Genomic DNA, 23,776 nt, shown 5'->3' on the forward strand with positions numbered 1-23,776 from the left:
AACGCCGCCTGTTGCCGTTTTACATCAGCTTGCGGCGGCGTGTCACGCGAATATCGAGATCGGTGATCTTCTTGCGCAAGGTATTGCGGTTGATCCCGAGAAGATCGGCACATTTGGCCTGATTGCCGGCGGTGGCATCCAGAGCGATCTCGATCAGGGGCGCCTCGACCTCGCGCAGGATGCGCTGGTAGACGCCGGGCGGCGGCAGCGCCCCGCCGTGCAGGTCGAAGTAGCGCCGAAGGTGGCGGGCCACCGAGGACGAGAGCTTCTCGCCCTCGCCGCCGCCCTTCAGCGGCTCCATCGCCGGCTGGTTGCCCAGCACCGCCTCGACCTCGCCCCGCGTGATCTCGGCCTCGGCCGAGGTGACCATCAGCCGGCGCAGGGTGTTCTCCAGCTGGCGGACGTTGCCGGGCCAGCTGTAGGCACGCACCAGTTCGCGCGCGTCGTTGGACAGGCGGCGCGTCGTGCCGAAGTCGCGCTCGCCGCGGGCAAGGAAGTGATCGGCCAGAAGCGGGATGTCGTCCACCCGCTCGCGCAGCGAGGGCACGTGCAGCGTCACCCCGCCGAGGCGATAGTAGAGATCCTGCCGGAAGGCGCCCGAGTCCAGCCGCGAGGCCAGATCGACCTGGCTGGTGGACATGACCCGGGGCGCGTTGTCGCCCATCATGTCCAGCATCCGCACGATCCGGGCCTGGGTCTCCTCGTCGTAGTCCGCCACCTCGTCGAAGACGAGACTGCCGCCCTTGGCGCGGGCCAGAAGCTGCGCCGGACCCTCGACCCCCTGCAGGTCGGCGGCCTGTGCCACGACGAAAGGCAGCGTGCGGCGGTCCGAGAAATCGTGGATCGCGCGGGCGATCAGCGACTTGCCGGTTCCCGACTCGCCGGAGACCAGCACCGGAAGATCCGTGTTCATCACCCGCGCCACCAGACGATACAGCGCCTGCATCGCCTGCGTGCGCCCCACCAGCGGCAGGTCGTCGCCCGCCTCGCGCGGGGCCGCGGCCTTGACCGGCGCCCGCCGCTTCATGTCGAGCGCGCGGGCCGACCGCTTCATCAGGTCCGGCAGGTCGAAGGGCTTGGGCAGGTAGTCGTAGGCCTCGGCCTCGGCCGCCTGGATGGCCGTCATGATGGTGTTTTGCGCCGAGATCACGATCACCGGAAGGCCGGGTCGCAGCTTCGAGATCCGCGGCAGCGCCTCGAGCCCGTTGCCGTCGGGCATGACCACGTCCGAGATCACCAGATCGCCCTTGCCCTCCTCGACCCAGCGCATCAGCGTCATCAGGCTGGAGGTCGCGTGCACCTTGCACCCGGCCCGCGTCAGGGCCTGCGTCAGCACCGTGCGGATCGTGCGATCGTCATCCGCAACCAGAACAGTGCCGTCCATCACTTCACCTCCATGTCATTGAGCGCCGCTTCCCGGGGCGCCACCGGCAGCGAGACCCGGAACACCGTCCGTCCGGGCACGGAATCGACAGAGATCCATCCATCGTGATCCGAGATGATCTTGTTCACCAGCGCGAGGCCGAGGCCCGTGCCGTTCTCGCGCCCCGAGACGAAGGGCTCGAAGATCTCCTTGGCGATCTCGGGATCGATCCCGGGGCCGTCATCGATGATCTCGACCTGCAGGGGCAGCGCGCCGCCGGTGCCGTCCGCGCGGCGCAGCCTGAGCGAGATGTCGTAGAAGGTGCGCAGGCGGATGTGCCCGCCCTTCGGACCCGCCGCCTCGGAGGCGTTCTTGATCAGGTTCAGGAAGACCTGCATCAGCTGGTCAGGATCGGCGTAGGTGGCGGGAAGCGAGGGATCGTATTCCTCGGTGATTCTCATCTTCGCGGCAAAGCCCACCGCGGCCGATTTCCGCGCCCGGTCCAGCGCGTCGTGGATGTTCACCGGCCGCCGCTCGGGCGGGCGGAGGTTGCCGAACTGCTCCACCTGCTCGAGCAGCTTCACGATGCGCCGCGTCTCCTCGACGATCAGGTCGGCGAGTTCGCGGTCCTCGGGAGACAGGTTCATCGCCAGAAGCTGCGCCGCACCGGAGATGCCGGCGAGCGGGTTCTTGATCTCGTGCGCCAGCATCTCGGCCATTCCGATCGCCGATTTCGCCGCCGATTTCGCGGCCGAGGCGCGGCCCAGCCGGTCGGCGATCTCGCGCGGCGAGATCAGCAGCATGACGATCTGCGGATTGTCGTGCAGCGGCGCGATCTGGATGTTGCACTGCACCGGCGGGCGCTCTCCCGAGGTCACGTCCACGTCGTTGATGAAGATCGGCGACTGGTTCGTGCGCGCCCGCGCCATCGCCTCGTCCACCGGCGCGTCGATGTGCAGCCGGTCGAAGGCGGGCTGGTTCTTCAGGCTGCGCGACGAGGCATTGAAGAAGAGTTCCGCCGCCGGGTTCGATTCGGCGATCAGCCCCTCGGGGTCGATCAGCACGGCCGGGATCGGCAGGCTGGCCCAGATCACGCCCGGAACGGGATAGGGCGAACGAAACGTCATGCGGCGACCCTTTCTTGCTCGGCAAAGGCGCAGCGCAGGGCGCGCACGACCTGCGCGGGGTCGGTCCCCGTCACGACGGGGCCCCGATGCGCGGCAAGGCCGGCGGCTTCCAGATACCAGTTGAGGTGCTTGCGCGCGACGCGCAGGCCCAGCGCGATGCCGTAGAAGGCCAGCATCTCCTCGTAATGCGCGACGACCAGATCGGCGAGCGCCTCGCCCGCGGGCACCACGGGCGGCGGCGCGCCGGCCAGATCCGCGGCGATCTGCGCCAGAAGCCACGGACGCCCCTGCGCGCCCCGCCCCACCATCACGCCCGCCGCGCCCGAGGCATCCAGCGCCGCACGGGCCGCGGCAGGCGAGACGATGTCGCCGTTCGCCACCACGGGGATGCTGACGGCCTCGGTCACCGCCCGGATGGCGGCCCAGTCGGCCGTGCCGGTGTAGAACTGGCAGCGGGTGCGGCCGTGCACCGTGATGAGCGAGACGCCGGCCGCCTCGGCCCGTCGGGCGATGCCGGGCGCGTTCATGCTGCGCTCGTCCCAGCCCAGCCGCATCTTCAGCGTGACCGGCACCTGCACCGCGGCCACCACGGCCTCGACGAGGCGCAGCGCCCGATCGGGCTCGCGCATCAGCGCCGAGCCGGACCAGCCGTTCGTCACCCGCTTCGCCGGGCACCCCATGTTGATGTCGATCACCCGCGCGCCCTGCGCCTCGACGAGGCGGGCGGCCTCGGCCATCCAGTGCGGATCGCAGCCCGCCAGCTGCACGGCGGTGGCGGCTTCCGTGAAGCCCAGCTCCGCCCGGGCGCGGGCCTCGGGCGCCGCACAGACCACCTCGCGGCTGGCCACCATCTCGGACACGACAAGCCCCGCCCCGAACCGGGCCACCAGCCGGCGGAACGGCAGGTCGGTGATGCCGGCCATCGGCGCGAGAAGCACCGGCGGGTCAACCGGAAGCTGAGCGATACGAAAGGACAAGTGCCTATTCCTTGTGCGTCAGCCCTCACCTAAGGCCAGCCTGAACGGAAGACAATTCGGCGCGCATCCTCGCTGCCGGAAAATCGTGCTTTGCACAAATTTTAACCACCTCTGCTCAAAGTGCTGCCGGTCCGATGCTGCCCCGCGACAGGAGGGTCGATTGTCACCATCCCCCGCATCGCCTAGAGGTTCCGGCAAAAGGATGACCGAGCCATGACCACAGCCGCAATCATCGTCGCCGCGGGACGCGGCACCCGTGCCGGTGGCAGCCTGCCCAAGCAATGGCAGGCGCTTGCGGGGCGGCCCGTGCTTGCACATTCGCTCGACCGGTTCCGCGCGGCGCCCGGCGTCTCGCGCGTGGTGCTGGTGATCCATCCGGACGACCGGGACCGCGCGCTCGCTCTGGGCGGGGTGGAACTGGTCGAGGGCGGTGCCACGCGCGACGCCTCGGTCCGCAATGCGCTCGAGGCGCTGGCCGGGACGGACGTGACGCGGGTGCTGATCCACGACGGGGCGCGGCCCCTCGTTTCGCAGGCGCTGATCGCGCGGCTGATCGGAGCGCTCGACAGCCACGAGGGTGCGGCGCCGGCGGTTCCGGTCTCGGACGCGCTCTGGCGCGGCGAGGGCGGCCGCGTGGCGGGCACGCAGGACCGCACGGGCCTCTTCCGCGCGCAGACGCCGCAGGCCTTCCGGTTCGAAACGATCCTCGCCGCGCATCGCGCGCATCCCGGCGGGGCGGCCGATGATGTCGAGGTCGCCCGCGCGGCCGGCATCGAGGTGATGATCGTCGAAGGCGACGAGGACAATCTGAAGGTGACCTACCCGGGAGATTTCGCCCGGGCGGAACGACTGTTGATGGGCAAGGAGACTGGAATGGATATTCGCACCGGCAATGGATTTGACGTGCATGCGTTCGGCCCCGGCGATCACGTGTGGCTCTGCGGCGTCCGCGTGCCGCATCATCGCGGCCTCATCGGGCATTCGGATGCGGATGTCGGCATGCACGCGCTGACCGATGCGATCTATGGCGCGCTGGGCGAGGGCGACATCGGCGTGCACTTCCCGCCGTCGGACCCGCAGTGGAAGGGTGCCGCCTCGCGGATCTTCCTGGAACATGCGATGGGCCGGATCGCGACGCGCGGCTTCACGCTGACCAACTGCGACGTGACGCTGATCTGCGAGCGGCCGAAGATCGGCCCGATGGCGCCCGCGATGCGCGAGGCGCTGGCCGCGATCATGGGCATCGACATGGGCCGCATCTCGGTCAAGGCCACGACGTCGGAGAAGCTGGGCTTCACCGGTCGCGAGGAAGGCATCGCCTGCATCGCCACCGCGACCCTGCTTCAGGCATGAGGCCTTCGCGCGCGATCTGCACGGGCGGCGGCATCGGGCTCCTGCGCCCGGCGCCGGGCACCTGGGCCTCGGCCGCCGCGGTGGCGGCAGGCCTCGTGCTGCACGGAATCGGGCACTTCCCGCTTCTGCTGGTCGCGACGCTTCTCGCCTGTGGGCTGGGCCTCTGGGCGGTGCGCGAGGAGCTGAAGCTTCGCCCGCATGCCGACCCGCCGGAATTCGTCATCGACGAGGTGGCGGGCCAGTGGATCGCGCTCTCCTTCCCGTCCTGCGGCTTCTGGCTGATGGGGCTGGACAGCTGGCACTTCCCCTACCCTGGCTGGGTCGCAGCCTTCCTGTTCTTCCGCTTGTTCGACATCTGGAAACCGGGGATCATCGGCCGGGCCGACCGGCGCGAGGACTGGATCGGACTGATGGCCGACGACCTGATCGCCGGGCTGTTCGCCGGGGTGGCCACCATGGTCGCCGCCGGCATTGCGCATGGGGTGCTGATGTGACCGAGGTGGCCGAGATCCTTGACCGCGCGCGCCGGGCCGGTGCGCGCATCGCGACGGCGGAAAGCTGCACCGGGGGCATGATCTCGGCCGCGCTGACCGATGTGGCGGGCTCGTCGGACGTGTTCGACCGCGGCTTCGTCACCTATTCCAACGCGGCGAAGTTCGCCCTTCTGGGGGTGTCGGAAGCCACGCTCGGCCACTACGGCGCCGTGTCCGAAGAGGTGGCGCGCGAGATGGCCGAGGGCGCGCTGGAGCGGTCGGAGGCCGAGCTTGCGATCGCGGTCACGGGCATCGCCGGGCCGGGCGGGTCGGAGACCAAGCCCGAGGGCCGGGTCTGCTTCGCGCTGGCGGAGCGGGACCTGCCGACCTTCACCGAGACGGTGGAGTTCGGCGCGCTGGGCCGGGCCGAGGTGCGGCGTGCCACCGTGGCCCATGCGCTCTCGCTGCTGGCCGAGGCGCTCGCCTAGCGCGGGCCGTAGAGCGCGAGCGCGCGCTTCTCGAAGGCCTTCACGATGCGGTGCATCGCCTCGTTGAACACCACGCCGATGATCCCCTGCAGGATTGCGTTGCGGAATTCGAAATCGACAAAGAAATCGACCTCGCACCCGCCCTCCGGCCGATCGCGGAAGCCCCAGGACGAGCGCATGTATTTGAACGGGCCGTCGAGATATTCGGTCTCGATCCGCTTTGCCTCGGGGAACAGCTTCACCCGGCTGCCAAAGCGTTCGCGGAACACCTTGAACGAGATCACCAGATCCGCCTCCATCAGCTCGCCCCCCTGGATGGGCTTCCTCGAGCGGATGCGGGCGGCGGAATTCCACGGCAGGAACTGCGGATAGCGCTCCACGTCCGCGACGAGGTCATACATTTCCCTGGCGGTCCAGGGAAGCGGGCGGCTCTCGGAGTGGGTCGGCATCGCGGCGTTCGGTCCTTGGGCAACCGCCCCGGTCGGGCGTGACTTGGGCGTCGTTTCTGGATAAAGGGGCGGCAGGATGCAAGGGGGCGCCATGCCGACGAGACCTTATGTCATAGACCAGTTGATCTCGCCCAAACAGATCGCGGCGAGAGTCGAGGTTCTGGCGCGCGAGATCACCGAGCATTTCTCGGATACCGACAAGCTGGTGGTGGTGGGCCTGCTGCGCGGGTCCTTCGTCTTCATCGCCGATCTGGTGCGCGAGATCCACCTGCCGGTCGAAGTCGACTTCCTCGAAGCCTCGTCCTACGGCGATGCCATGACATCGAGCCGCGAGGTGCGCATCCTGAAGGACCTGCGCGGCGAGATCGCGGGGCGCGACGTGCTGGTGGTTGAGGATATCGTGGATACCGGCTTCACGCTGTCCCACGTCGTGCGCCTCCTGCGCTCGCGCGAGCCGAAGCGGCTGGAGGTCTGCGCGCTGCTCGACAAGCCCTCGCGCCGCGAGGTGGACATCCGCGCCACCTGGACCGGATTCGAGATCCCCGACGAGTTCGTGGTGGGCTACGGCATCGACTTCGCGCAAAGGAACCGCAACCTGCCCTTCATCGGCAAGGTCAGGTTCCTGGAATCGGCATGAACCCGATCTGGTTCCTGCGCATGATGCGCTGGGCGCGCAATCCGCCCTCGGCGGGCCGCGTGAAGCTGGTGCTGGCCGTGCTGGCGGCCTGCCTCGCGCTGGTCGCGGTGGAACGGCTGGCGGGCTGGCCCGAGGCGCTGACGGTGGACGGGTTCGGTCGCGCGGGCCGGCCCTGAGATCGGCGGATTCCGCCGGTCCCGCCGGGGGATCACGGAAATGTGGACTTTGGTCCGTAGGTTTGCGGTCGCAGCCACGCTAGCCTTCTTGTGCAATCAGCCAAGGAGACCGTTGCGATGCGACACATGCCTGCCCTCGCCCTGACCTTCTCCCTCGCAGCCCTTCCCGCCCTTGCCCAGGATGCCCGCCAGATCGAGCGCATGATGGAGGCGCGCGAGGGCGTCATGACGCTGATGGCCCATGAACTGGGCAAGCTGGGCGGCATGGCCAAGGAAGAGACGCCCTATGACGCGGCCGTGGCGGGCAAGGCCGCCGCGAACCTCGCGGCGCTGTCGTCGGTCGTGTCGCCCGAACTCTTCCCGAAGGGCTCGGCCTTGGGCGAGGCCGAGGACAGCGAGGCGCTGCCCGCGATCTGGGAGAAGCCGAACGACTTCCAGGCGCGCATCACGCAGTTGAACGAGGCCGCGGCCAAGATGCAGGCGTCCGCCGGGACCGATCTCGCCTCGCTGCAGGGGGCGATGAAGGACATCGGCGGCGCCTGCGGCAGTTGCCACGAGACCTTCCGCGAGAAGGACTGAGGCCGGGCGATGCGGCGGATGCTGGCGCTTGGTCTTGCCGTCGCGGCCATGGCCGCGGCAGGGCTGTGGATCACCCGGCCGGAGCGGAGCGATGCGGCGGCGCTTGCGGACCTTGCAGGGGATGCGACGCGCGGCGAGCGGGTGTTCTGGGCGGGGGGCTGCGCCTCCTGCCACGCTGCGCCGGGAAGCCGGGACGAGGCGCGGCTGGTGCTGGCCGGGGGTGTACGGCTCAGCACAGCCTTCGGCACCTTCGTCGCTCCCAACATCTCGCCCCACCCCACGCAGGGGATCGGCGGCTGGAGCCTCGCCGATCTCGATTCGGCCCTCAGGCACGGCACCTCGCCGGAGGGCCGGCATTACTACCCCTCGTTTCCCTGGACCTCATACGCCCACGCCACGCCGCAGGACGTGGCGGACCTCAAGGCGTTCCTCGACACGCTGCCGCCCTCGGACCGGCCGAACGAGCCGCACGAGCTGTCCTTTCCCTTCGACCAGCGGCTGCTTCTGGGCGGCTGGAAGCTCCTGGCCGGCGAAACCCGCTGGCTGGTCGAGGGCGAACTGACCCCCGAGGAGGAGCGTGGCCGCTACCTCGTCGAGGGGCTGGGCCATTGCGGCGAATGCCACACGCCGCGCGACGGCATCGGGCGGCGCGAGACGGCGCGCTGGCTGGCCGGCGGCCCGAACCCTGAGGGCCGCGGCACGATCCCGAACATCACCCCGGCGAAGCTCGACTGGTCGGCAGCCGATATCGCGGAATACCTGAGTTCCGGCTTCACTCCCGACTACGACTCGGCAGGCGGGCAGATGGCGGACGTGATCCGCAACACGAGCCAGCTGCCGGACGAGGACCGTCGCGCAATCGCCGCCTATCTCAAGCGCGTGCCGCCCGAGGAGTGACGGGCGGCAGAAGCAGCCTCACGCGCCGAGTTTCGCCAGCCGGGCGGCGCGCAGCCGGGCGAAATCCTCGCCCGCGTGATAGGAGGACCGGGTGAGCGGCGTGGCCGAGACCATCAGGAAGCCCTTGCCATAGGCGGCCTTCTCGTAGCCCGCGAATTCGTCGGGCGTCACGAAGCGGTCGACCTTGTGGTGCTTCGGCGTCGGCTGGAGATACTGGCCGATGGTCAGGAAATCGACCTCGGCCGCGCGCATGTCGTCCATCACCTGCAGAACGCCCTGCCGGTCCTCGCCCAGTCCGACCATGATGCCGGACTTGGTGAAGATGGTCGGGTCCAGTTCCTTGGCCCGCTGCAGCAGCCGGAGCGAGTGGAAGTAGCGCGCGCCGGGCCGCACCTCGGGATAAAGTCCCGGAACGGTCTCGAGGTTGTGGTTGAAGACATCCGGTCTCGCCGCCACAACGGTCTCGAGTGCGGCGGGGGCGCATTTCAGGAAGTCCGGCACCAGAACCTCGATGGTCGTGCCGGGGGCGCGGTGGCGGATCGCGCGGATCGTCTGCGCGAAATGCTCCGCCCCGCCATCCTCGAGGTCGTCGCGGTCCACGCTGGTCACGACGACATGGCGCAGACCCAGTTCCGCGACGGCATGGGCCACCCGCCCCGGCTCGAACGCGTCCAGCGCCTGCGGCTTCCCGGTCGCCACGTTGCAGAACGAACAGCCCCGCGTGCAGATCTCGCCCATGATCATCATGGTGGCGTGGCCCGCGCTCCAGCATTCGCCGACGTTGGGGCAGCCTGCCTCCTCGCAGACGGTGGCCAGCTTCTGGCCACGGATGATGTCGCGCGTCTCCTTGTAGCCCTCGGAGGTCGGGGCCTTCACGCGGATCCACGACGGCTTCTTCGGCTGGGCGTTGTCCGGGCGGTGCGCCTTTTCGGGGTGGCGCTGGTCGGGAATCTTCAGGTCGCGCACAAGTTTTCCGATCATGAAAGCGACATTCCGTGCTCATATAGGCCGCCGGGCCCGGCGAAGCCAGCCTGCTCTTCGTATCGGCCGGGCAAGGCGCATTCTTGAATCACAGACCTGATACCAAGTTCTTTTCCGTGGGATCGAGGACATCGTTATGACCAAGAAGCTGATGGCCGAAGTGTTCGGCACCTTCATTCTCGTCTTCTTCGGCTGCGGGTCGGCCGTGCTGATGGGCGAGCAGATCGGAATGCTCGGGATCTCCATCGCCTTCGGCCTTGCCATCGTGGCGGCCGCCTATTCGATCGGCGCCATCTCGGGCGCCCACCTCAACCCGGCCGTCTCGCTGGGATTCCTGATGTCGGGGCGGATGTCGGCGGGCGAGTTCGCAGGCTATGTGCTGGCCCAGATCGCCGGCGCCATCCTGGGCGCGCTGGTCGTGTTCCTGATCGCCTCCGGCAAGACCGGCTACTCGCTGGCGGTGAACGGGCTGGGCCAGAACGGCTTCGGGCCGGGTTATTTGGGTGAATACACGATGGGCGCCGCGCTGATCTTCGAGCTCGTCGCGACCTTCGTCTTCGTCTGCGTGATCCTTGCCGCCACGGCCTCGCATGTCTCGGCGGCCTCGACCGCGCTCGCGGGGCTCGCCATCGGCCTGACGCTGGCGGCGATCCATCTGGTGGGCATCAACGTGACCGGCGTTTCGGTCAACCCGGCGCGCTCCATCGGCCCGGCGATCTTCGTCGGCGGCAAGGCCATCGCGGATCTCTGGGTGTTCATCGTGGCCCCGCTTGCCGGCGGCGCCGCGGCCGGCCTTGCCCATGCCTCGGGGTTCTTCCGTCCCGCGGGCGTGCAGGCCGAGGCCAAGGGACGCGCCTCGGCGGTCTGAGATCGCCGCAGCCTCCCGCAGACGGCGGCAGCACCGCCCAGCGAATGGGCAACCGGCGGCGGGAGAGCGTCCCGCCGCTTCCGGATAGCTTGACCCTCGCGCGCGCAGCGGTTAGCCGGTTCCCGAACACCACGCAACCTGCAGTCGCAAAACGAGGATCATTCCAATGTTGCCCGGTTCCAAGCTTCCGTCCGTCACCTTCCGCACCCGAGTTCGCGACGAGAGTCTGGGCGGGCCGAACCCCTTCCGCTGGCAGGACATGACGACCGAGGACTACTTCGGCGGCAAGCGCGTCGTGCTGTTCGCGCTGCCGGGCGCCTTCACGCCGACCTGCTCGACCTACCAGCTGCCGGGCTTCGAGAAGGGCTTTGCCGACTTCCAGGCCTTGGGCATCGACACGATCTACTGCCTCTCGGTCAACGACAGCTTCGTGATGAACCAGTGGGCGAAGGCCCAGGGCCTCGAGAACGTGCAGGTGATCCCGGACGGCTCGGGCGAGTTCACCCGCCGTGTGGGGATGCTGGTGCGCAAGGACAACCTCGGCTTCGGGCTGCGCTCGTGGCGCTATGCCGCCGTGGTCAACAACGGCGTGGTCGAGGCTTGGTTCGAGGAGCCCGGCCTCTGCGACAACCACGAGGAGGATCCCTATGGCGTCTCCTCGCCCGAGACCGTGCTGAACTGGCTGGTGGCGGACGCGCAGGGCGCCGCCGCCTGATCAGGCCGGAACGGCCGACCGGGCCTGCCCGGTCAGTGTCTCGCCGGCATGCGCCAGCGTCCCGGCGAGATCGTCGAGCCAGTCCGAGGCCGAACTTGTCGCCCGCCGCGCCAGCACGATCTGGCGCGCGGGCTCGGGCGCCGCGAAGCGCCGCACCGCAAGGCCCGGCACCGCGGCCTGTTCCTTGGCCCAGGCGATCTCGGGCAGGAAGGTCATCCCCAGCCCCTGCCCGGCCAGCCCGCAGAGCGTGGTGAGCGACGAGGCCCCCAGATCCAGCCGCGCCTGCCGGCGGTCCATTCCGCAGACCTCGAGCGCCTGATCGGCAAGGCAGTGCCCCTCGTCCAGCAGGAGCAGCCTGTCGGGGTCAAGGCTCACGGGGCGCAGCGCCTCGGTTCCCACTCCCGCCAGCACCGAGGCCCGCCCCGCCAGCAGGAAGCGGTCGGAGAACAGCGGCACCAGCTTCAGCCCCGCCACCCCCTGCGGCGCCGCGATCACCGCGGCATCGATCTGCCCGCGGTCGAGCGCCGCCAGCAGGATGTCGGTCGTCGCCTCGCGCACGCGCAGGTCGCGGGTGATGTCGCGCGCGCGCAGCATCGGCAGCACCTCGGGCAGAAGATAGGGCGCGACCGTCGGGATGACCCCGAGGTTCACCCGCCGCGCAAGACCGCGCTGACGGGCGGTCGCCTCCAGCTCGGTCACCTCGGCGAGGATGCGGCGGGCGCGCAGCTCGACCTCGCGCCCCTCGGCGGTCAGGCGGATCTCGCGCGGGTGCCGCTCGAACAGGGCCGCGTCCAGCGTCTCCTCCATCTCGCGGATCTGCATCGACAGCGCCGGCTGCGTGACATGCACGCGCTCGGCCGCGCGGCCGAAATGTCGTTCCTCCGCAAGGGCAAGGAAATAGGACAGCTGCCGGAGCGTGAGCCTCATCAGGTTTCCTTATCGCATTACATAGAAGATCTCATTTATAATTATTCCAAGCCTCTGTCATGACTCTTCTTCATCAACAACGCCCGGAACGGGCCCCAGAGGGAGCGACCATCATGACCCGCCTGACCACCACGGCCGGCGCCCCGATCGCCGACAACCAGAATTCGCTGACCGCCGGCCCGCGCGGCCCGGTGCTGCTGGAGGATTACCAGCTGCTTGAAAAGCTCGCGCACCAGAACCGCGAGCGCATACCCGAGCGCGTGGTCCACGCCAAGGGCTGGGGAGCCTTCGGCACCTTCACCGTGACGAACGACATCACGCGCTACACCTGCGCCAAGGTCTTTTCGGAAGTGGGCAAGCAGACCGACCTCGCCGTGCGGTTCTCGACCGTGGCGGGCGAGCTGGGCGCCGCCGACCACGAGCGCGACGTGCGCGGCTTCTCGGTCAAGATGTACACCGAGGAGGGCAACTGGGACCTCGCCGGGAACAACACGCCGGTCTTCTTCGTCCGCGACCCGATGAAGTTCCCCGACTTCATCCACACGCAGAAGCGCCACCCGCGCACCAACCTGCGCTCGGCCACGGCGATGTGGGACTTCTGGTCGCTCAGCCCGGAATCGCTGCATCAGGTCACCATCCTGATGTCGGACCGCGGCCTGCCAGTGGATCCGATGCACATGAACGGCTACGGCTCGCACACCTATTCCTTCTGGAACCGGGACGGCGAGCGGTTCTGGGTCAAGTTCCACTGGAAGACCCTGCAGGGCCACGCGCATTACACCAATGCCGAAGCCGCGCAGATCGTGGGCCGCACCCGCGAGGGCTATCAGGAGGCGCTGTTCGGCGCCATCGAGGAAGGCCGCTTCCCGCGCTGGCGCCTCATGGTGCAGATCATGCCCGAGGCCGAGGCCGAGACCACGCCCTACAACCCCTTCGACCTGACGAAGGTCTGGCCGCATGGCGACTATCCGCTGATCGAGGTCGGCGTGATGGAGCTGAACCTGAACGCGGACAACTACTTCGCCCAGATCGAGCAGCTGGCCTTCTCGCCTTCGAACAAGGTGCCCGGCATCGGCTACAGCCCCGACAAGATGCTGCAGGCCCGCGTCTTCTCCTATGCCGACGCGCACCGCTACCGGCTGGGCACGCATTACGAGGCGCTTCCCGTGAACGCGGCGCGCTGCCCGGTGCACCACTACCACAAGGACGGCCAGATGAACTTCTTCGGCCACCGCACCGGGGCGGTCGATGCCTATTACGAGCCGAACTCCGTTCCGGGCGCGGCTGTCGAGGACCCGACGGTGGCCGAGCCGCCGCTGCGGATCTCGGGCGATGCGGCGCGGTGGAACCACCGCGAGGGCAACGACGACTACAGCCAGCCGCGCGCCCTGCATGACCGGGTGATGAACGACGAGCAGCGCGCCCGGCTCTACATGAACATCGCCGAGGCGATGGCGGGCGTGCCCGAGGACGTCGTGGCCCGCGCCATCGGCCAGTTCGATCTTGTCAGCCCGGCCTATGGCGATGGCATCCGCGCCGCCCGCGCGGCACTTCTCGGGGCGAAACAGGCCGCCGAGTGACCGAAAGGGGCGCGCGTCCGGCTGGGCGCGCCCTGCCTCACGACCGCCGGGTCTTCGATCCCGCCCCGACCGCGTAGGAAGGGGCTCTCGCCCGGAGAGGCGGCTCGGCGCTGCCTGTCCCCCTCATCCGGCCAGCGAGGCGGCGGCAGTCGCCCGCTCCCGAGTGGGGGACCGGCCCCGCCTTCGCGGACTTCCGCATCAGCGGCGGCGGAACAGCGTGCCCAGCACGCCGCGGACGATCTCCCGCCCGGCGCGGCTTCCGATCTGGCGCGCGAAGCTCTTGGCGAAGGCTTCGGCCACGCTGTCGCTGCGCCGCCCCGACGATCCCGTCTGGCGCGAGGACGGCCCGCCGTAGCGCTGGCCGCGCGAGAATTCCCGCTCGTCGTCGGGCGCTGGGGCGGCCTCGGTGGCGCCTGTGGCCGCCGCCGTCCGTGCGGCCAGCCGCTCGAAGGCCGTGTCGCGGTCGAGCAGCCGGTCATACTTGCCGGCGACCGGCGAGCCGCGCATCACCTCTGCACGTTCCTCGGGAGAGATCGGGCCAAGCTGCGACGCGGGCGGGCGGATCAGCGTGCGCTCGACCATGCCGGGCACGCCCTTCGGTTCGAGGAACGAGGTCACCGCCTCGCCGGTGCCCACGTCGCGGATCGCCTCGTCGGTCGCGAAGCGCGGGTTCGGCCGGTAGGTCTCGGCCGCCTGCCGCAGGTCCTTCTGGTCCTTCGCGGTGAAGGCGCGCAGCGCATGCTGCACGCGATTGCCCAGCTGGGCAAGGATGTCGCCGGGCACGTCGCCGGGGCGCTGGGTGATGAAGAAGATCCCCACGCCCTTGGAACGGATCAGCCGTGCGACCTGCTCGATCTTGTCCAGCAGCGCCTTGGGCGCGTCGTCGAACAGCAGATGCGCCTCGTCGAAGAACAGCACGAGCTTCGGCTTCTCGGCGTCGCCCACTTCGGGCAGTTCCTCGAACAGCTCCGACATCAGCCAGAGCAGGAAGGTCGCGTAAAGCCGCGGCGACTGCATCAGCCGGTCGGCGGCTAGGATGCCGATCCGTCCCATCCCGTCCGGCGCCACCTGCATGAGGTCGGCAAGCTCGAGTGCCGGCTCTCCGAAGAGTAGCGCGCCGCCCTCGGATTCGAGCACCAGCAGGCGGCGCTGGATCGCGCCGACCGAAGCCGGCGTGACAAGGCCGTAGCGCGCCGAGACCGTTGACGCATTCCCGGCCACGAAGGCCAGCATCGCCTGCAGGTCCCTGAGATCGACGAGCGGCAGGCCCTCCTCGTCGGCAAGGCGGAAGGCCACGGTCAGCACGCCCTCCTGCGCCTCCGAGAGGTCGAGGAGCCGCGACAGGAGCAGCGGCCCCATCTCGGCCACCGTGGTGCGCACCGGATGGCCGGCCTGGCCGTAGATGTCCCAGAAGGTGACCGGAAACCCCCGGTAGACCAGATCCATCCCGATCTTCGCCGCACGCTCGACAAAGGCGCGGTGCGGGCCGGCCGCTTCGGACCCCGGCAAGGCAAGGCCCGCCAGATCGCCCTTCACATCGGTAAGGAACACCGGGACGCCCGCCGAGGACAGCCCCTCGGCCAGGACCTGCAGGGTGACGGTCTTGCCGGTGCCGGTCGCGCCGGCCACAAGGCCGTGGCGGTTGGCATAGCGCAGAAGCAGCCTTTGCGGCGCCAGATGGCCCTCGCCGCCGCCGCCCACAAAGATGTCCTCGGTCATGTCCCGCGCCCTGCGAAAGTTTCGTTCGCCGAGACAATACATCCTTAAACTATTGCTGCGAGTCTGCTTGTTACCGGGGCGACAATCCCACGCCCTGCGTACCTTCCTCCCTGAACTGGACTGGCCGCGCCTTCTCGAAGGCGCGGTTTTTCTTGCCTTTTCGGCAGGGTCCGGCGGTCCGATTCGCAGTTGACGCATTCCGATTTAGCCCTTAGCGTCCCCTTCAGATGAAGTCGGCCAGTCCGACAGGGAGCAAAACAGACGCAGGGAAGGGCCGGATCGCCGGCCCTTTTCGCATTCGGGGCAGCCGGGCCGGATCCGATGACCTGTGGTGCCCCGGTCGCTTGGGGCCGTGCAGACCTCCGCCGTGTCCGGCCGTTCGCGCATTTGGCACCTGACACCGCCGGGTGGGCATGCTACAGCCCGGCCGACATCATGTGAGGACAGGATCGCGCATGTCGAGCATTCATCTGAACACCCTCTGCGCCATGGCCCTCGGGCTCGGGCTCGGCTCGGCCGCCTGGGCGCAGGAGACGCCCGCGGCCCCTGCAGCCGAGACCCCCGCCGCGCAGGCGCCCGCCGAAGGCGCCGCGGCCCCGGACGGCCTCGCGATGGGCAAGGAAGCGGCCCCCGCCGACGGGCCCGGCACGCCCTATGTTGCCGCAACCTATGGCGACTGGCAGCAGCGCTGCGTCCGCACCGAGGACGGCTCGGACCCCTGCCAGCTCTACCAGCTGCTGAAGGACGGCGAAGGCAATTCGGTCGCGGAAATCAGCATGTTCGCCCTGCCCGAAGGCCAGAAGGCCGCGGCCGGCGCGACGGTGGTTGCCCCGCTCGAGACGCTGCTGACCGCCAATCTGGCGCTGGGCGTGGATTCGGCCAAGCCGAAGGTCTACCCGTTCACCTGGTGCAACCGCGCCGGCTGCTTCGCCCGCGTCGGCTTCACCCAGGCCGAGATCGATGCCTTCAAGAAGGGCAACAAGGCGGTGGTGACCATCGTTCCGGCCGTCGCGCCCGACCAGAAGGTGGAGCTGAACGTGTCGCTCAAGGGCTTCACCGCCGGATACGAGGCCGTGAAGGCCGCGAATGCGAAGAACGAAGCTCCCGCCGGGAACTGATCACCTGCACAGCGCCGGTCACGCCGCCCCGAGACGGGGCGGCGTCTTCATGTCAGGTGCAACGCAAGGCCGCGATCGGCCACAGCCCTGATCCCATGCCGACCTAGTGCCTTGATGTCAGATCCGGCGCAGCGCAAGCACCGCGTTCAGGCCGCCGAAGGCGAAGGCGTTCGACAGCACGACATCCACCCGCGCCTGCCGCGCCACGTTCGGCACCACGTCGAGCGCGCATTCCGGATCGGGCTCCTCATAGCCGATGGTCGGCGCGATCACGCCCTCGCGCAGCGCCATGATGCAGGCGAGCAGTTCCACCGCACCCGTGCCGCCGATCAGATGGCCGTGCATCGACTTGGTCGAGGAGATCATCAGCCGGTCGGCATGATGGCCGAACACATCCGCCACGGCGGCGCATTCGGTCTTGTCGTTCGCCGCCGTTCCGGTGCCATGGGCGTTGATGTAGCCCACTTCCTCGGGGTTCACCTTCGCATCCTGCAGCGCCCCGGCAATGGCGCGCGCCGCGCCGTGCTTCGACGGCATGACGATGTCCGAGGCGTCCGAGGTCATGGCGAAGCCGATCACCTCGGCAAGGATCTCGGCGCCGCGGGCACGGGCATGCTCGTATTCCTCGAAGACGAAGATCGCCGCCCCCTCGCCCTGAACCATGCCGTTGCGGTTGAGCGAGAAGGGCCGGCAGGCGTCCTTGGACATCACGCGCAGCCCTTCCCATGCCTTGATGCCGCCGAAGCAGAGCATCGCCTCGGAGCCGCCGGTCACCATCGCCCGCGTCATGCCGGCCCGCACCATGTGGAAGGCCTGCCCCATCGCGTGGTTGGAACTGGCGCAGGCGGTCGCGACGGTGAAGGAAGGCCCGCGCAACTGGAACTCCATCGACACATGCGAGGCGGCCGCGTTGTTCATCAGCTTGGGCACCACGAAGGGATGGACGCGGTTCTTCCCCTCCTCGTAGACGGCGCGGTAATTCTCGTCCCAGGTGTTCACCCCGCCGCCCGCGGTGCCGAGGATCACCCCCGCCTCGAGCCCGAGCGAGCCCGAGAAGGTCAGCCCCGACTGCGCCACCGCCTGACGCGCGGCCAGCAGCGTGAACTGGGTGAACTTGTCGTAAAGGACGATCTGCTGGCGGTTGAAATGGACCTCGGGGTCCCAGTTGTGCACCTGCCCGCCGATCCCGATGGACAGCCGCTCCTTGTCGCGGATGTCGAGTTCGGTGATGCCGCACCGCCCTTCGCGGAAGGCCGCGAGCGTGCCGGGAACGTCGTGCGCCAGCGCGTTGATCGTGCCGGCGCCCGTGATGACCACGCGTTTCATGCAGATCTGCTCAGGCGGCCCGCGAGGCGACCAGACACTCGACCGCCGCCACGATGGCCGCGACCGACGAGATGTCGAAGCCGCTCTGCTGCGGATCGTTCGCGTTGAACGGGACCGAGATGTCGAAGGCCTCCTCGATGGCGAAGATCGACTCCACCAGCCCGAGGCTGTCGATGCCGAGATCCTCGAGCGTGGCATCCATCTTCACGTCGGACGGCTCCAGCACCGCCTGCTCGGCTATGATCGCGATGACTTTTTCCTGAACGCTCTCGGCCATGGTCTTCCCCTTGCACCGTCTCGTGGCGGTGATTTAGTCACTCTGCCCCTTCAATGAAACAGCTTTCTGAAGGGCGGCCACGGTGGCCGCAAGGCGCGGCAATCTGCGCATGGCCTTCTGGATCTCGATCTGGGTCTCCATCTTCACGGCCGGATCGCCCAGCAGGACGCGGCCCGCCGGTGCGTTGGTGCGGATCTTGGTGGCGCCGCCCGCCACCACGTCGTCACCGACGAAGATGTTGTCCGACACGCCGACCTGCCCGCCCAGCACCACGCGATCCCCGATCCGGGACGAGCCCGCGATGCCCACCTGCCCGCACAGCAGGCAGTCGCGCCCGACCTGCACGTTGTGGCCGACATGGACGAGGTTGTCGAGCTTGGTGCCGGCCCCGATCGACGTATCGCGGATCGTGCCCCGGTCGATGGTCGAGTTCGCGCCGATCTCGACATCGTCGGCGATGCTCACTGAGCCCAGCGAGTGGATGCGGACCCACGACTGCTGGCGGATCTCGGCGCGTTCGCCCAGCGTTTCGCGGATCTCCTCGACGCCCGATTTCTCGGGGGTCACGAACGAGAAGCCGTCCGCCCCGATCACCGCGCCGGGATGGCAGATGAAGCGGTCGCCGATCGTCACCCGCGCCCCGATGCGCGCGCCCTGCAGGATCAGCGCATCGGCGCCGATGCGCGCGCCTTCGGCGACCGACACGTGGCTCGCGATCCGCGCCCGCGGGCCGATGCGCACACCCGCGCCGACCGTGACGAAGGGGCCGATGGCCGCGTCCTCGCCGACCTCGGCCGTCGGGTCCACGATGGCCATCGGATGGATGCCCGGGACGATCTGCGGGCCCGGGTCGAAGATCCGCGACAGGCCGGCCATGGCCAGCCGCCCTCGGGGGGCGAAGATCGCGGCCTCCAGCCCCATCGCCTGCCAGTCCGCGCCCTGCCACAGCATCGCCGCCCGCGCCGCGCCCTTCGACAGGCCCTCGGCATAGCGCGGGTCCATCGCAAGGGCCAGCGCGCCCGCCCCAGCCCCCGCAGGCTCGGCGGCATGGGTCACGACGAGATCAAGGTTCCCGCTGGCCTCGGCGCCGAGTGCCGAGGCGATGTCGCGAATGGTATGGCCCATGGGTGGCTGCTCCGGAGGCTGCGGCGGCTTCCTGCCGCCCGCTCCAGATCTAGCCCTGAACGGCGCCCGGCACCACCCCGGCCTCGGTCAGCGCGTCGAAGATCAGGGCATCGCGGCCGTAGATGTCGGGGCGATAGTTCATCCGCCCCGTGGGGCCGGCCCAGGCGGTGAAATAGACCAGATGGACCGGCACCGGTTTTTCCAGCCGGATCACGCTCTCCTTCCCGGTCTTCAGATGCGACTGGACCAGCCCTTCGGGGTCGTCGCTTTGCTTGGCCAGCAGCGCATGCGCGAAATCGAACGGCTGTCCCAGCCGGATGCAGCCGTGCGAAAAGGCCCGGACCTCGCGGTCGAACAGCGACTTCGACGGCGTGTCGTGCAGGTAGATGTTCCAGGGGTTCGGGAACATGAACTTCACCAGCCCCAGCGCATTGCCGTCCGAGGGCGGCTGGCGCATCGAGAACGGGAAGTTGCGCGCGTTGTAGGCGTTGAAGTTGACCGAGCCGCGGTTGACCACCCGCCCCCGGCTATCGATCAGCTTCAGATGGCCCGCGGCGTTCGGGTTGCGCTGCAGAAGCGGCAGGTATTCCTTGGTGGTGATCGAGCGCGGCACGTTCCACGACGGGTTGATCACCATGTATTCCATCTGGTCCGAGAATTCGGGGCTGCGCTGGTCGGCGGCGTTCTTGCCGATCACCGAGCGCGTCTCGAACGTGACCTTGCCGGCCTCGACGACGCGGGCGGTGAATTCGGTGAGGTTCACCCAGATGTGCCGTTCGCCCCGGTCGATGTTCAGCCAGCGCTCGCGCTCCATCGCGACGAGGACCGAGCGCAACCGCTCCTCGGGTTCCACGTTCAGCGCGACGATGGTGCTTTCGCCCGCCACCCCGTCGGGGGCGAGGCCGTGGTCAAGCTGGAAGGCGCGCAGCGCGGCCTTGACCGTCTCGTCATAGACCGGCGTCATGCTGCGGCCGAGGTAGCCCATCGCCGCCAGGCGGTCGCGCAACGCAAGGAACGCAGCCCCCGAGGCACCGGGCTTCAGCGCCGCAGCAGGCACCTGCGCACCCCAACCGCCCCGGGCGATCTGCGCCTCGAGCATCAGCTTCGCCCGCATCAGCCGGGCATATTCCGGATCGCGCGGCGCAAGGCCGTTCAGGAAGCGCACGGGATCGGCCTCGAAGGCCGTCAGGACGCTGCGCGGATCGAGCAGCGCCACATCGCGCTTGATGCCGGGATCGACCGCGGAGGGCTTGAGCGCCCCGCTGTGCAGGTCATGCGCCCAGGCGATCAGCGCCCGGGTCATGGCAACCTCGAGCCGGCCGCGGTCCGACTCGGTCCGGGCCGCCCGGAAGCGTGCCATCAGCGCCGCGGCATCGTAGCGCTGCACCGGCAGTCCGTGCGCCGCGGCGGCGTCGATGGCGGAGAACAGGGCCGCGCGCCGCTCGCCATCCTCGGGCCCGGTCCAGAGTGTCCGGTAGCCCCGCTCGCGGTAGTAGGCGGAGATCATGTCGTTCCCGCCCGCGGCCTCGGCCACCGAGCGGGTGAAGGCCGTCACCTGCGCCCCGGCCGAAGAAGGAATCGCCAGGGTTCCGGCAAGGACGGACATCGACAGGCAGAGAGCGAGCCGAAGCGTCGTCTTGCGGCAGGACAGGGCTGACATGGACACCTCGAAGGGGGACGGTCGGTGCATTTCCTACCAAGTTCGGTCATTTGCGGGCCGCTGTAAATTCACCCGCCGCGCGGCCGCGCCCCATTGTCGCTTTTCTGTCACGGCCGCCAACTTTCCGATCCCCGCCGATCGGCCGGGCCGCGTTCAGCAAATTTTTGCCTATGGGGCATTATCTGGGCCGGTGCGTCCAAAGCGGCACTTCAGTTGCACACATCCTTATGGCATAGGAGATAGCACTTGGGGACGAGTAGCAAACGAAGCCGCCGAGACAGGCGGTCGAAGACACGGCGACGGGACAGGCGCTCATCATGACAACGACGAACACGCTCATCACGCGGCGCGGCTTGCTTGGCGCGTTTGCTGCAACCGCCGTGATTGCGGCTCCCACCTACTCCAACGCCTTCGGCTTGCTGCGCGGGGCGGGGGATGTGCGGAGGATCCGGATGTATTCCGGCCGCACCGGCGAGTCGATGGACACGATCTACTGGATCGAAGGGGAATACATCCCCGAGGCGCTAAAGGAAATCAATCACTTCATGCGCGACTGGCGGACTAACGACGTCACCCGCATGGACGCGCGCACCGTGGACATCATGGCGGCCGCGCACCGTCTGATGGATGTGAGCGAGCCCTACATGCTGCTCTCCGGCTACCGCTGCCCGAAGACGAACGCCATGCTGCGCTCGCGGTCGAGCGGGGTCGCGCGCAACTCGCTGCATCTGAAGGGCCAGGCGGCCGACCTGCGGCTGAAGTCGCGCTCGGTGGGCCAGATGGCGAAGGCGGCGGAAGCCTGCGCCTCGGGCGGCGTCGGCCGCTACTCGCGCTCCGACTTCGTCCACATGGATTGCGGCCCGGTGCGGCACTGGGGCCGCTGAGCCCGCAGGATCGCAACGTCGTCGGAAGCCGGGCGCCCTTGGCGCCCTCTTCGTTTCCGCCAGATGCCCCGGCCCGTTTCCGGGCACGGCGACCTGTCCCGCTGCAGGCAGCGGCCCTGACGCCGGCCCTCAGTCCGGGTGCCCTTCGGCCTCGGGCTGGCCATCCGGGGGCGCGTGTCGGGCCCCGCGGTAGCCCATCGCCACGACGAACTTCTCCGAGCTGTCCGCGCGGCTTGCCGGGGGCTTCACATTGGCCACCCTGGTGAAGTTGCGCTTCAGAAGCGCCTGAAGCTCGTTCTCCGCCCCGCCGGCCAGCACCTTCGCCACGAAGGTGCCACCCTCGGCCAGCACATCGAAGGCGAAGTTCGCCGCCGCCTCGCAGAGCGCGATGATGCGCAGATGGTCGGTGCCCTTGTGGCCCGAGGCCGCCGCGGCCATGTCGCTCATCACCACGTCGGCCCCGCCGCCGAGCCAGCCCTTGACCTTGGCGTCGGCATCGTCCGAGAGGAAATCCAGCTGGTGGATCTCGGCCCCGGCAATCGGCTCGACCTCCTGCAGGTCAACGCCCAGAACGGTGCCCTGCGGCTTGTTCTTCTTCTGGCCGAGCGCGTTCACCCGCTCGACCGCGACCTGACACCAGCCGCCGGGCGCGCAGCCAAGGTCGACCACCCGGGCGCCGGGCTTGAGAAAGCCGAACTTGTCGTCAAGCTCGATGATCTTGTAGGCCGCCCTGCCCCGGAAGCCCTCCTTCTTCGCGCGGACCACGTACGGATCGTTCAGCTGCCGCTCGAGCCAGAGCGTCGAGGAAAGCTTCCGCCCCTTCGCCGTCTTCACGCGCACGCGAAGCTCGCGCTGGCCGCGACCCGAGGTGTTCTTTGTCGTCATCTGTATGGTCCGTCCTCGAGAACGCCATCGGCGCTCATCTGTGCATAGAGAAGCCCCTCGCGCAGGCCGCGGTCGGCCACCGACAGCCGGTCGGTCGGCCAGATCCGCATCAGGGCCTGCAGGATCGCCGCGCCCGACATGATCAGGCTGTGCCGCTCGCGCCCGATGCGAGGGTCGGTGCGCCGGCCTTCCGGCCCGAGGGCCAGGTAATCCCGGATCACCGTGTCGATCTGGTCCGAGGTCATGTGCAGCCCGTCGACCTTGGTGCGGTCATAGCGGCGCAGGCCGAGGAAGGAGGCCGCGACCGTGGTGATCGTGCCCGAGGTGCCGATGATCTGGAACCCCTCGCGCGGGTTCTCGGCGTTGTAGGGCGAGAAGCTGGCAAGGTTCTCCTCGAAATACCAGCTCATCAGGGCGAAGCGCGCGGCGTCGTCATCGACATCGACGAACTGATCCTTGAGCGTGGCCACGCCCAGCGGGACCGAGATCCAGTCCACCACCCGCGCCTCCGGCCCGATGCCCTTGGGCGTGAAGCCGGAATGAAGGCGCATGATCGCCTTCGGCCGGTCGTCCTGCGGCACGGCGGAAAGGTCGATCCACACCAGTTCGGTCGAACCGCCGCCGATGTCCACAACCAGAAGCTGCTCGGTCCGCCGCGAGACCAGCGGCGCGCAGGAGATCACGGCCAGCCGGGCCTCCTCCTCGGGCGCGATGATTTCCAGCGACAGCCCGGTCTCGCGCCGGATCTGGCGTATGAAGTCGCGGGCGTTGCGGGCGCGGCGGCAGGCCTCGGTCGCCACCAGCCGCATCCGGCGGACCTGGTGCTTCTCGATCTTCTTCTGGCAGATCCGCAGCGCCTGGATCGTGCGCCCCATGGAGGTGCGCGAAAGCCGGCCGGAAGCCTCCAGCCCGACGCCAAGCTGCACGGTCTTGGAAAACGAATCCACGACCTGAAACTGACTGCCCCTCGGCTGGGCAATCAGCATGCGGCAACTGTTCGTTCCGAGGTCCAGCGCTGCATAGAGCTGCCCCCGGTCTGTTGGTGGGGTGACGGATGGTTCCACCGGCGGGCTGATGGCGACATCGTTGCGCACCGGGATCGCGTCCGCACCCCTGGGACGCTCGGGCGTCATCGTCGCCCTCCATTCATGGTTGCCACAAGAGTATGCGCGGCAAGCCCCCGCCGCAAGGT

At 68.8% G+C, this 23,776-nt stretch carries 25 protein-coding genes; 12 read left to right on the forward strand and 13 right to left on the reverse strand.

Going from position 1 to position 23,776, the window contains the following annotated elements; all coding sequences use genetic code 11:
• Positions 1–19: 19 nt before the first annotated feature.
• The 3 genes from CK951_RS08690 to dusB are packed head-to-tail and all read right to left on the reverse strand — an operon-like array spanning position 20 to position 3,467.
• Complete coding sequence (locus CK951_RS08690; RefSeq protein WP_096785767.1) at positions 20–1,384, reverse strand: sigma-54 dependent transcriptional regulator; 1,365 nt, start codon at positions 1,382–1,384, stop codon at positions 20–22.
• Positions 1,384–2,490: a nitrogen regulation protein NR(II) gene (locus CK951_RS08695; protein WP_096785768.1), complete on the reverse strand. Its 1,107-nt coding sequence runs from the start codon at positions 2,488–2,490 to the stop codon at positions 1,384–1,386. Before CK951_RS08695 ends, CK951_RS08690 begins: the two co-directional genes overlap by 1 nt.
• Positions 2,487–3,467 carry a tRNA dihydrouridine synthase DusB gene (gene dusB / locus CK951_RS08700; protein WP_096785769.1) on the reverse strand — a complete coding sequence of 327 codons (981 nt, stop codon included), beginning with the start codon at positions 3,465–3,467 and terminating at the stop codon, positions 2,487–2,489. Before dusB ends, CK951_RS08695 begins: the two co-directional genes overlap by 4 nt.
• A gap of 213 nt (positions 3,468–3,680) precedes the next feature.
• Here dusB and CK951_RS08705 point away from each other — a divergent pair, with 213 nt between their 5' ends.
• From CK951_RS08705 to CK951_RS08715, 3 genes are read left to right on the forward strand one after another with little or no spacing between them, the layout of a single operon-like run.
• Entirely contained in the window at positions 3,681–4,820 is a 1,140-nt protein-coding gene (locus tag CK951_RS08705) for a bifunctional 2-C-methyl-D-erythritol 4-phosphate cytidylyltransferase/2-C-methyl-D-erythritol 2,4-cyclodiphosphate synthase (RefSeq protein ID WP_096785770.1), read from the forward strand.
• Positions 4,817–5,314, forward strand: coding sequence for a phosphatidylglycerophosphatase A (locus CK951_RS08710; protein WP_096785771.1), 498 nt, complete (start codon positions 4,817–4,819; stop codon positions 5,312–5,314). The genes CK951_RS08705 and CK951_RS08710 overlap by 4 nt, the downstream gene beginning before the upstream one ends.
• Positions 5,311–5,781, forward strand: coding sequence for a CinA family protein (locus CK951_RS08715; RefSeq protein ID WP_198402333.1), 471 nt, complete (start codon positions 5,311–5,313; stop codon positions 5,779–5,781). Before CK951_RS08710 ends, CK951_RS08715 begins: the two co-directional genes overlap by 4 nt.
• On the opposite strand, the gene CK951_RS08720 is transcribed toward CK951_RS08715, so the two are convergent.
• Positions 5,778–6,230 (reverse strand): type II toxin-antitoxin system RatA family toxin, encoded by a 453-nt coding sequence (locus CK951_RS08720; RefSeq protein ID WP_096785772.1) that lies wholly within the window; start codon positions 6,228–6,230, stop codon positions 5,778–5,780. The two genes, CK951_RS08715 and CK951_RS08720, sit on opposite strands and share 4 nt — an antisense overlap.
• A 91-nt stretch (positions 6,231–6,321) precedes the next feature.
• Here CK951_RS08720 and hpt point away from each other — a divergent pair, with 91 nt between their 5' ends.
• The 4 genes from hpt (at position 6,322) to CK951_RS08740 (ending at position 8,519) form a co-directional block, all read left to right on the forward strand.
• Positions 6,322–6,867: a hypoxanthine phosphoribosyltransferase gene (gene hpt / locus CK951_RS08725; RefSeq protein ID WP_096785773.1), complete on the forward strand. Its 546-nt coding sequence runs from the start codon at positions 6,322–6,324 to the stop codon at positions 6,865–6,867.
• Complete coding sequence (locus CK951_RS08730) at positions 6,864–7,043, forward strand: hypothetical protein (RefSeq protein ID WP_096785774.1); 180 nt, start codon at positions 6,864–6,866, stop codon at positions 7,041–7,043. Before hpt ends, CK951_RS08730 begins: the two co-directional genes overlap by 4 nt.
• A 117-nt stretch (positions 7,044–7,160) precedes the next feature.
• Positions 7,161–7,622 (forward strand): cytochrome c, encoded by a 462-nt coding sequence (locus tag CK951_RS08735; RefSeq protein ID WP_096785775.1) that lies wholly within the window; start codon positions 7,161–7,163, stop codon positions 7,620–7,622.
• A gap of 9 nt (positions 7,623–7,631) precedes the next feature.
• Positions 7,632–8,519: a cytochrome c gene (locus CK951_RS08740; RefSeq protein WP_096785776.1), complete on the forward strand. Its 888-nt coding sequence runs from the start codon at positions 7,632–7,634 to the stop codon at positions 8,517–8,519.
• A gap of 18 nt (positions 8,520–8,537) precedes the next feature.
• Here CK951_RS08740 and lipA read toward each other — a convergent pair whose 3' ends face one another.
• Positions 8,538–9,500, reverse strand: coding sequence for a lipoyl synthase (gene lipA / locus CK951_RS08745; protein WP_096785777.1), 963 nt, complete (start codon positions 9,498–9,500; stop codon positions 8,538–8,540).
• 136 nt (positions 9,501–9,636) lie between these two features.
• Here lipA and CK951_RS08750 point away from each other — a divergent pair, with 136 nt between their 5' ends.
• Together CK951_RS08750 and CK951_RS08755 are read left to right on the forward strand one after the other, a co-directional pair.
• Positions 9,637–10,368, forward strand: coding sequence for an MIP family channel protein (locus CK951_RS08750; RefSeq protein WP_096785778.1), 732 nt, complete (start codon positions 9,637–9,639; stop codon positions 10,366–10,368).
• Positions 10,369–10,534: 166 nt separating this feature from the next.
• Entirely contained in the window at positions 10,535–11,083 is a 549-nt protein-coding gene (locus CK951_RS08755; RefSeq protein WP_096785779.1) for a peroxiredoxin, read from the forward strand.
• Here the strand turns inward: CK951_RS08755 and CK951_RS08760 are convergent, their stop codons facing one another.
• Positions 11,084–12,010 (reverse strand): hydrogen peroxide-inducible genes activator, encoded by a 927-nt coding sequence (locus tag CK951_RS08760; RefSeq protein WP_096785780.1) that lies wholly within the window; start codon positions 12,008–12,010, stop codon positions 11,084–11,086.
• Positions 12,011–12,123: 113 nt separating this feature from the next.
• On the opposite strand from CK951_RS08760, the gene CK951_RS08765 reads away from it, so the two are divergent.
• Positions 12,124–13,590 carry a catalase gene (locus CK951_RS08765; RefSeq protein WP_096785781.1) on the forward strand — a complete coding sequence of 489 codons (1,467 nt, stop codon included), beginning with the start codon at positions 12,124–12,126 and terminating at the stop codon, positions 13,588–13,590.
• A gap of 198 nt (positions 13,591–13,788) precedes the next feature.
• Here the strand turns inward: CK951_RS08765 and CK951_RS08770 are convergent, their stop codons facing one another.
• Complete coding sequence (locus tag CK951_RS08770) at positions 13,789–15,309, reverse strand: helicase HerA-like domain-containing protein (protein WP_096785782.1); 1,521 nt, start codon at positions 15,307–15,309, stop codon at positions 13,789–13,791.
• Between the two features lie 455 nt (positions 15,310–15,764).
• Between CK951_RS08770 and CK951_RS08775 the strand changes: the two genes are divergently transcribed.
• Entirely contained in the window at positions 15,765–16,427 is a 663-nt protein-coding gene (locus CK951_RS08775) for an invasion associated locus B family protein (RefSeq protein WP_096785783.1), read from the forward strand.
• Between the two features lie 117 nt (positions 16,428–16,544).
• On the opposite strand, the gene CK951_RS08780 is transcribed toward CK951_RS08775, so the two are convergent.
• From CK951_RS08780 to CK951_RS08795, 4 genes are read right to left on the reverse strand one after another with little or no spacing between them, the layout of a single operon-like run.
• Positions 16,545–17,753 (reverse strand): beta-ketoacyl synthase, encoded by a 1,209-nt coding sequence (locus CK951_RS08780; RefSeq protein ID WP_096785784.1) that lies wholly within the window; start codon positions 17,751–17,753, stop codon positions 16,545–16,547.
• A gap of 10 nt (positions 17,754–17,763) precedes the next feature.
• On the reverse strand, positions 17,764–18,030 hold the full coding sequence (locus tag CK951_RS08785) for an acyl carrier protein (RefSeq protein ID WP_096785785.1): 267 nt from the start codon (positions 18,028–18,030) through the stop codon (positions 17,764–17,766).
• A gap of 33 nt (positions 18,031–18,063) precedes the next feature.
• Positions 18,064–19,155 carry a UDP-3-O-(3-hydroxymyristoyl)glucosamine N-acyltransferase gene (lpxD, locus tag CK951_RS08790; protein WP_096785786.1) on the reverse strand — a complete coding sequence of 364 codons (1,092 nt, stop codon included), beginning with the start codon at positions 19,153–19,155 and terminating at the stop codon, positions 18,064–18,066.
• A 49-nt stretch (positions 19,156–19,204) separates the two neighbouring features.
• The gene (locus tag CK951_RS08795) at positions 19,205–20,845 is read right to left on the reverse strand and encodes a L,D-transpeptidase family protein (protein ID WP_198402334.1); all 1,641 of its coding nucleotides are present in this window, start codon (positions 20,843–20,845) and stop codon (positions 19,205–19,207) included.
• A 287-nt stretch (positions 20,846–21,132) separates the two neighbouring features.
• On the opposite strand from CK951_RS08795, the gene CK951_RS08800 reads away from it, so the two are divergent.
• Positions 21,133–21,699, forward strand: coding sequence for a DUF882 domain-containing protein (locus CK951_RS08800; protein ID WP_096785788.1), 567 nt, complete (start codon positions 21,133–21,135; stop codon positions 21,697–21,699).
• Positions 21,700–21,828: 129 nt separating this feature from the next.
• Here CK951_RS08800 and CK951_RS08805 read toward each other — a convergent pair whose 3' ends face one another.
• On the reverse strand, positions 21,829–22,584 hold the full coding sequence (locus tag CK951_RS08805; protein ID WP_096785789.1) for an RlmE family RNA methyltransferase: 756 nt from the start codon (positions 22,582–22,584) through the stop codon (positions 21,829–21,831).
• Complete coding sequence (locus tag CK951_RS08810) at positions 22,581–23,717, reverse strand: Ppx/GppA phosphatase family protein (RefSeq protein WP_096785790.1); 1,137 nt, start codon at positions 23,715–23,717, stop codon at positions 22,581–22,583. The genes CK951_RS08805 and CK951_RS08810 overlap by 4 nt, the downstream gene beginning before the upstream one ends.
• Positions 23,718–23,776: the final 59 nt, after the last annotated feature.

The sequence above is a fragment of the Rhodobacter sp. CZR27 genome (assembly GCF_002407205.1).
Taxonomy (GTDB): Bacteria; Pseudomonadota; Alphaproteobacteria; order Rhodobacterales; family Rhodobacteraceae; genus Cereibacter_A.

Excerpts from the sequence above, each read along its gene's own strand:
- CK951_RS08765 (WP_096785781.1), top strand. The coding sequence starts at position 12,124 with ATGACCCGCCTGACCACCACGGCCGGCGCCCCGATCGCCGACAACCAG.
- lpxD (WP_096785786.1), bottom strand. The coding sequence starts at position 19,155 with ATGGGCCATACCATTCGCGACATCGCCTCGGCACTCGGCGCCGAGGCC.
- CK951_RS08735 (WP_096785775.1), top strand. The coding sequence starts at position 7,161 with ATGCGACACATGCCTGCCCTCGCCCTGACCTTCTCCCTCGCAGCCCTT.
- CK951_RS08760 (WP_096785780.1), bottom strand. The coding sequence starts at position 12,010 with ATGAGGCTCACGCTCCGGCAGCTGTCCTATTTCCTTGCCCTTGCGGAG.
- CK951_RS08755 (WP_096785779.1), top strand. The coding sequence starts at position 10,535 with ATGTTGCCCGGTTCCAAGCTTCCGTCCGTCACCTTCCGCACCCGAGTT.
- CK951_RS08705 (WP_096785770.1), top strand. The coding sequence starts at position 3,681 with ATGACCACAGCCGCAATCATCGTCGCCGCGGGACGCGGCACCCGTGCC.
- CK951_RS08775 (WP_096785783.1), top strand. The coding sequence starts at position 15,765 with ATGTCGAGCATTCATCTGAACACCCTCTGCGCCATGGCCCTCGGGCTC.
- CK951_RS08710 (WP_096785771.1), top strand. The coding sequence starts at position 4,817 with ATGAGGCCTTCGCGCGCGATCTGCACGGGCGGCGGCATCGGGCTCCTG.
- hpt (WP_096785773.1), top strand. The coding sequence starts at position 6,322 with ATGCCGACGAGACCTTATGTCATAGACCAGTTGATCTCGCCCAAACAG.
- CK951_RS08795 (WP_198402334.1), bottom strand. The coding sequence starts at position 20,845 with ATGCACCGACCGTCCCCCTTCGAGGTGTCCATGTCAGCCCTGTCCTGC.
- CK951_RS08750 (WP_096785778.1), top strand. The coding sequence starts at position 9,637 with ATGACCAAGAAGCTGATGGCCGAAGTGTTCGGCACCTTCATTCTCGTC.
- CK951_RS08800 (WP_096785788.1), top strand. The coding sequence starts at position 21,133 with ATGACAACGACGAACACGCTCATCACGCGGCGCGGCTTGCTTGGCGCG.
- CK951_RS08720 (WP_096785772.1), bottom strand. The coding sequence starts at position 6,230 with ATGCCGACCCACTCCGAGAGCCGCCCGCTTCCCTGGACCGCCAGGGAA.
- CK951_RS08805 (WP_096785789.1), bottom strand. The coding sequence starts at position 22,584 with ATGACGACAAAGAACACCTCGGGTCGCGGCCAGCGCGAGCTTCGCGTG.
- lipA (WP_096785777.1), bottom strand. The coding sequence starts at position 9,500 with ATGATCGGAAAACTTGTGCGCGACCTGAAGATTCCCGACCAGCGCCAC.
- CK951_RS08690 (WP_096785767.1), bottom strand. The coding sequence starts at position 1,384 with ATGGACGGCACTGTTCTGGTTGCGGATGACGATCGCACGATCCGCACG.
- CK951_RS08695 (WP_096785768.1), bottom strand. The coding sequence starts at position 2,490 with ATGACGTTTCGTTCGCCCTATCCCGTTCCGGGCGTGATCTGGGCCAGC.
- CK951_RS08785 (WP_096785785.1), bottom strand. The coding sequence starts at position 18,030 with ATGGCCGAGAGCGTTCAGGAAAAAGTCATCGCGATCATAGCCGAGCAG.
- CK951_RS08770 (WP_096785782.1), bottom strand. The coding sequence starts at position 15,309 with ATGACCGAGGACATCTTTGTGGGCGGCGGCGGCGAGGGCCATCTGGCG.
- CK951_RS08780 (WP_096785784.1), bottom strand. The coding sequence starts at position 17,753 with ATGAAACGCGTGGTCATCACGGGCGCCGGCACGATCAACGCGCTGGCG.
- CK951_RS08810 (WP_096785790.1), bottom strand. The coding sequence starts at position 23,717 with ATGACGCCCGAGCGTCCCAGGGGTGCGGACGCGATCCCGGTGCGCAAC.
- CK951_RS08730 (WP_096785774.1), top strand. The coding sequence starts at position 6,864 with ATGAACCCGATCTGGTTCCTGCGCATGATGCGCTGGGCGCGCAATCCG.
- CK951_RS08740 (WP_096785776.1), top strand. The coding sequence starts at position 7,632 with ATGCGGCGGATGCTGGCGCTTGGTCTTGCCGTCGCGGCCATGGCCGCG.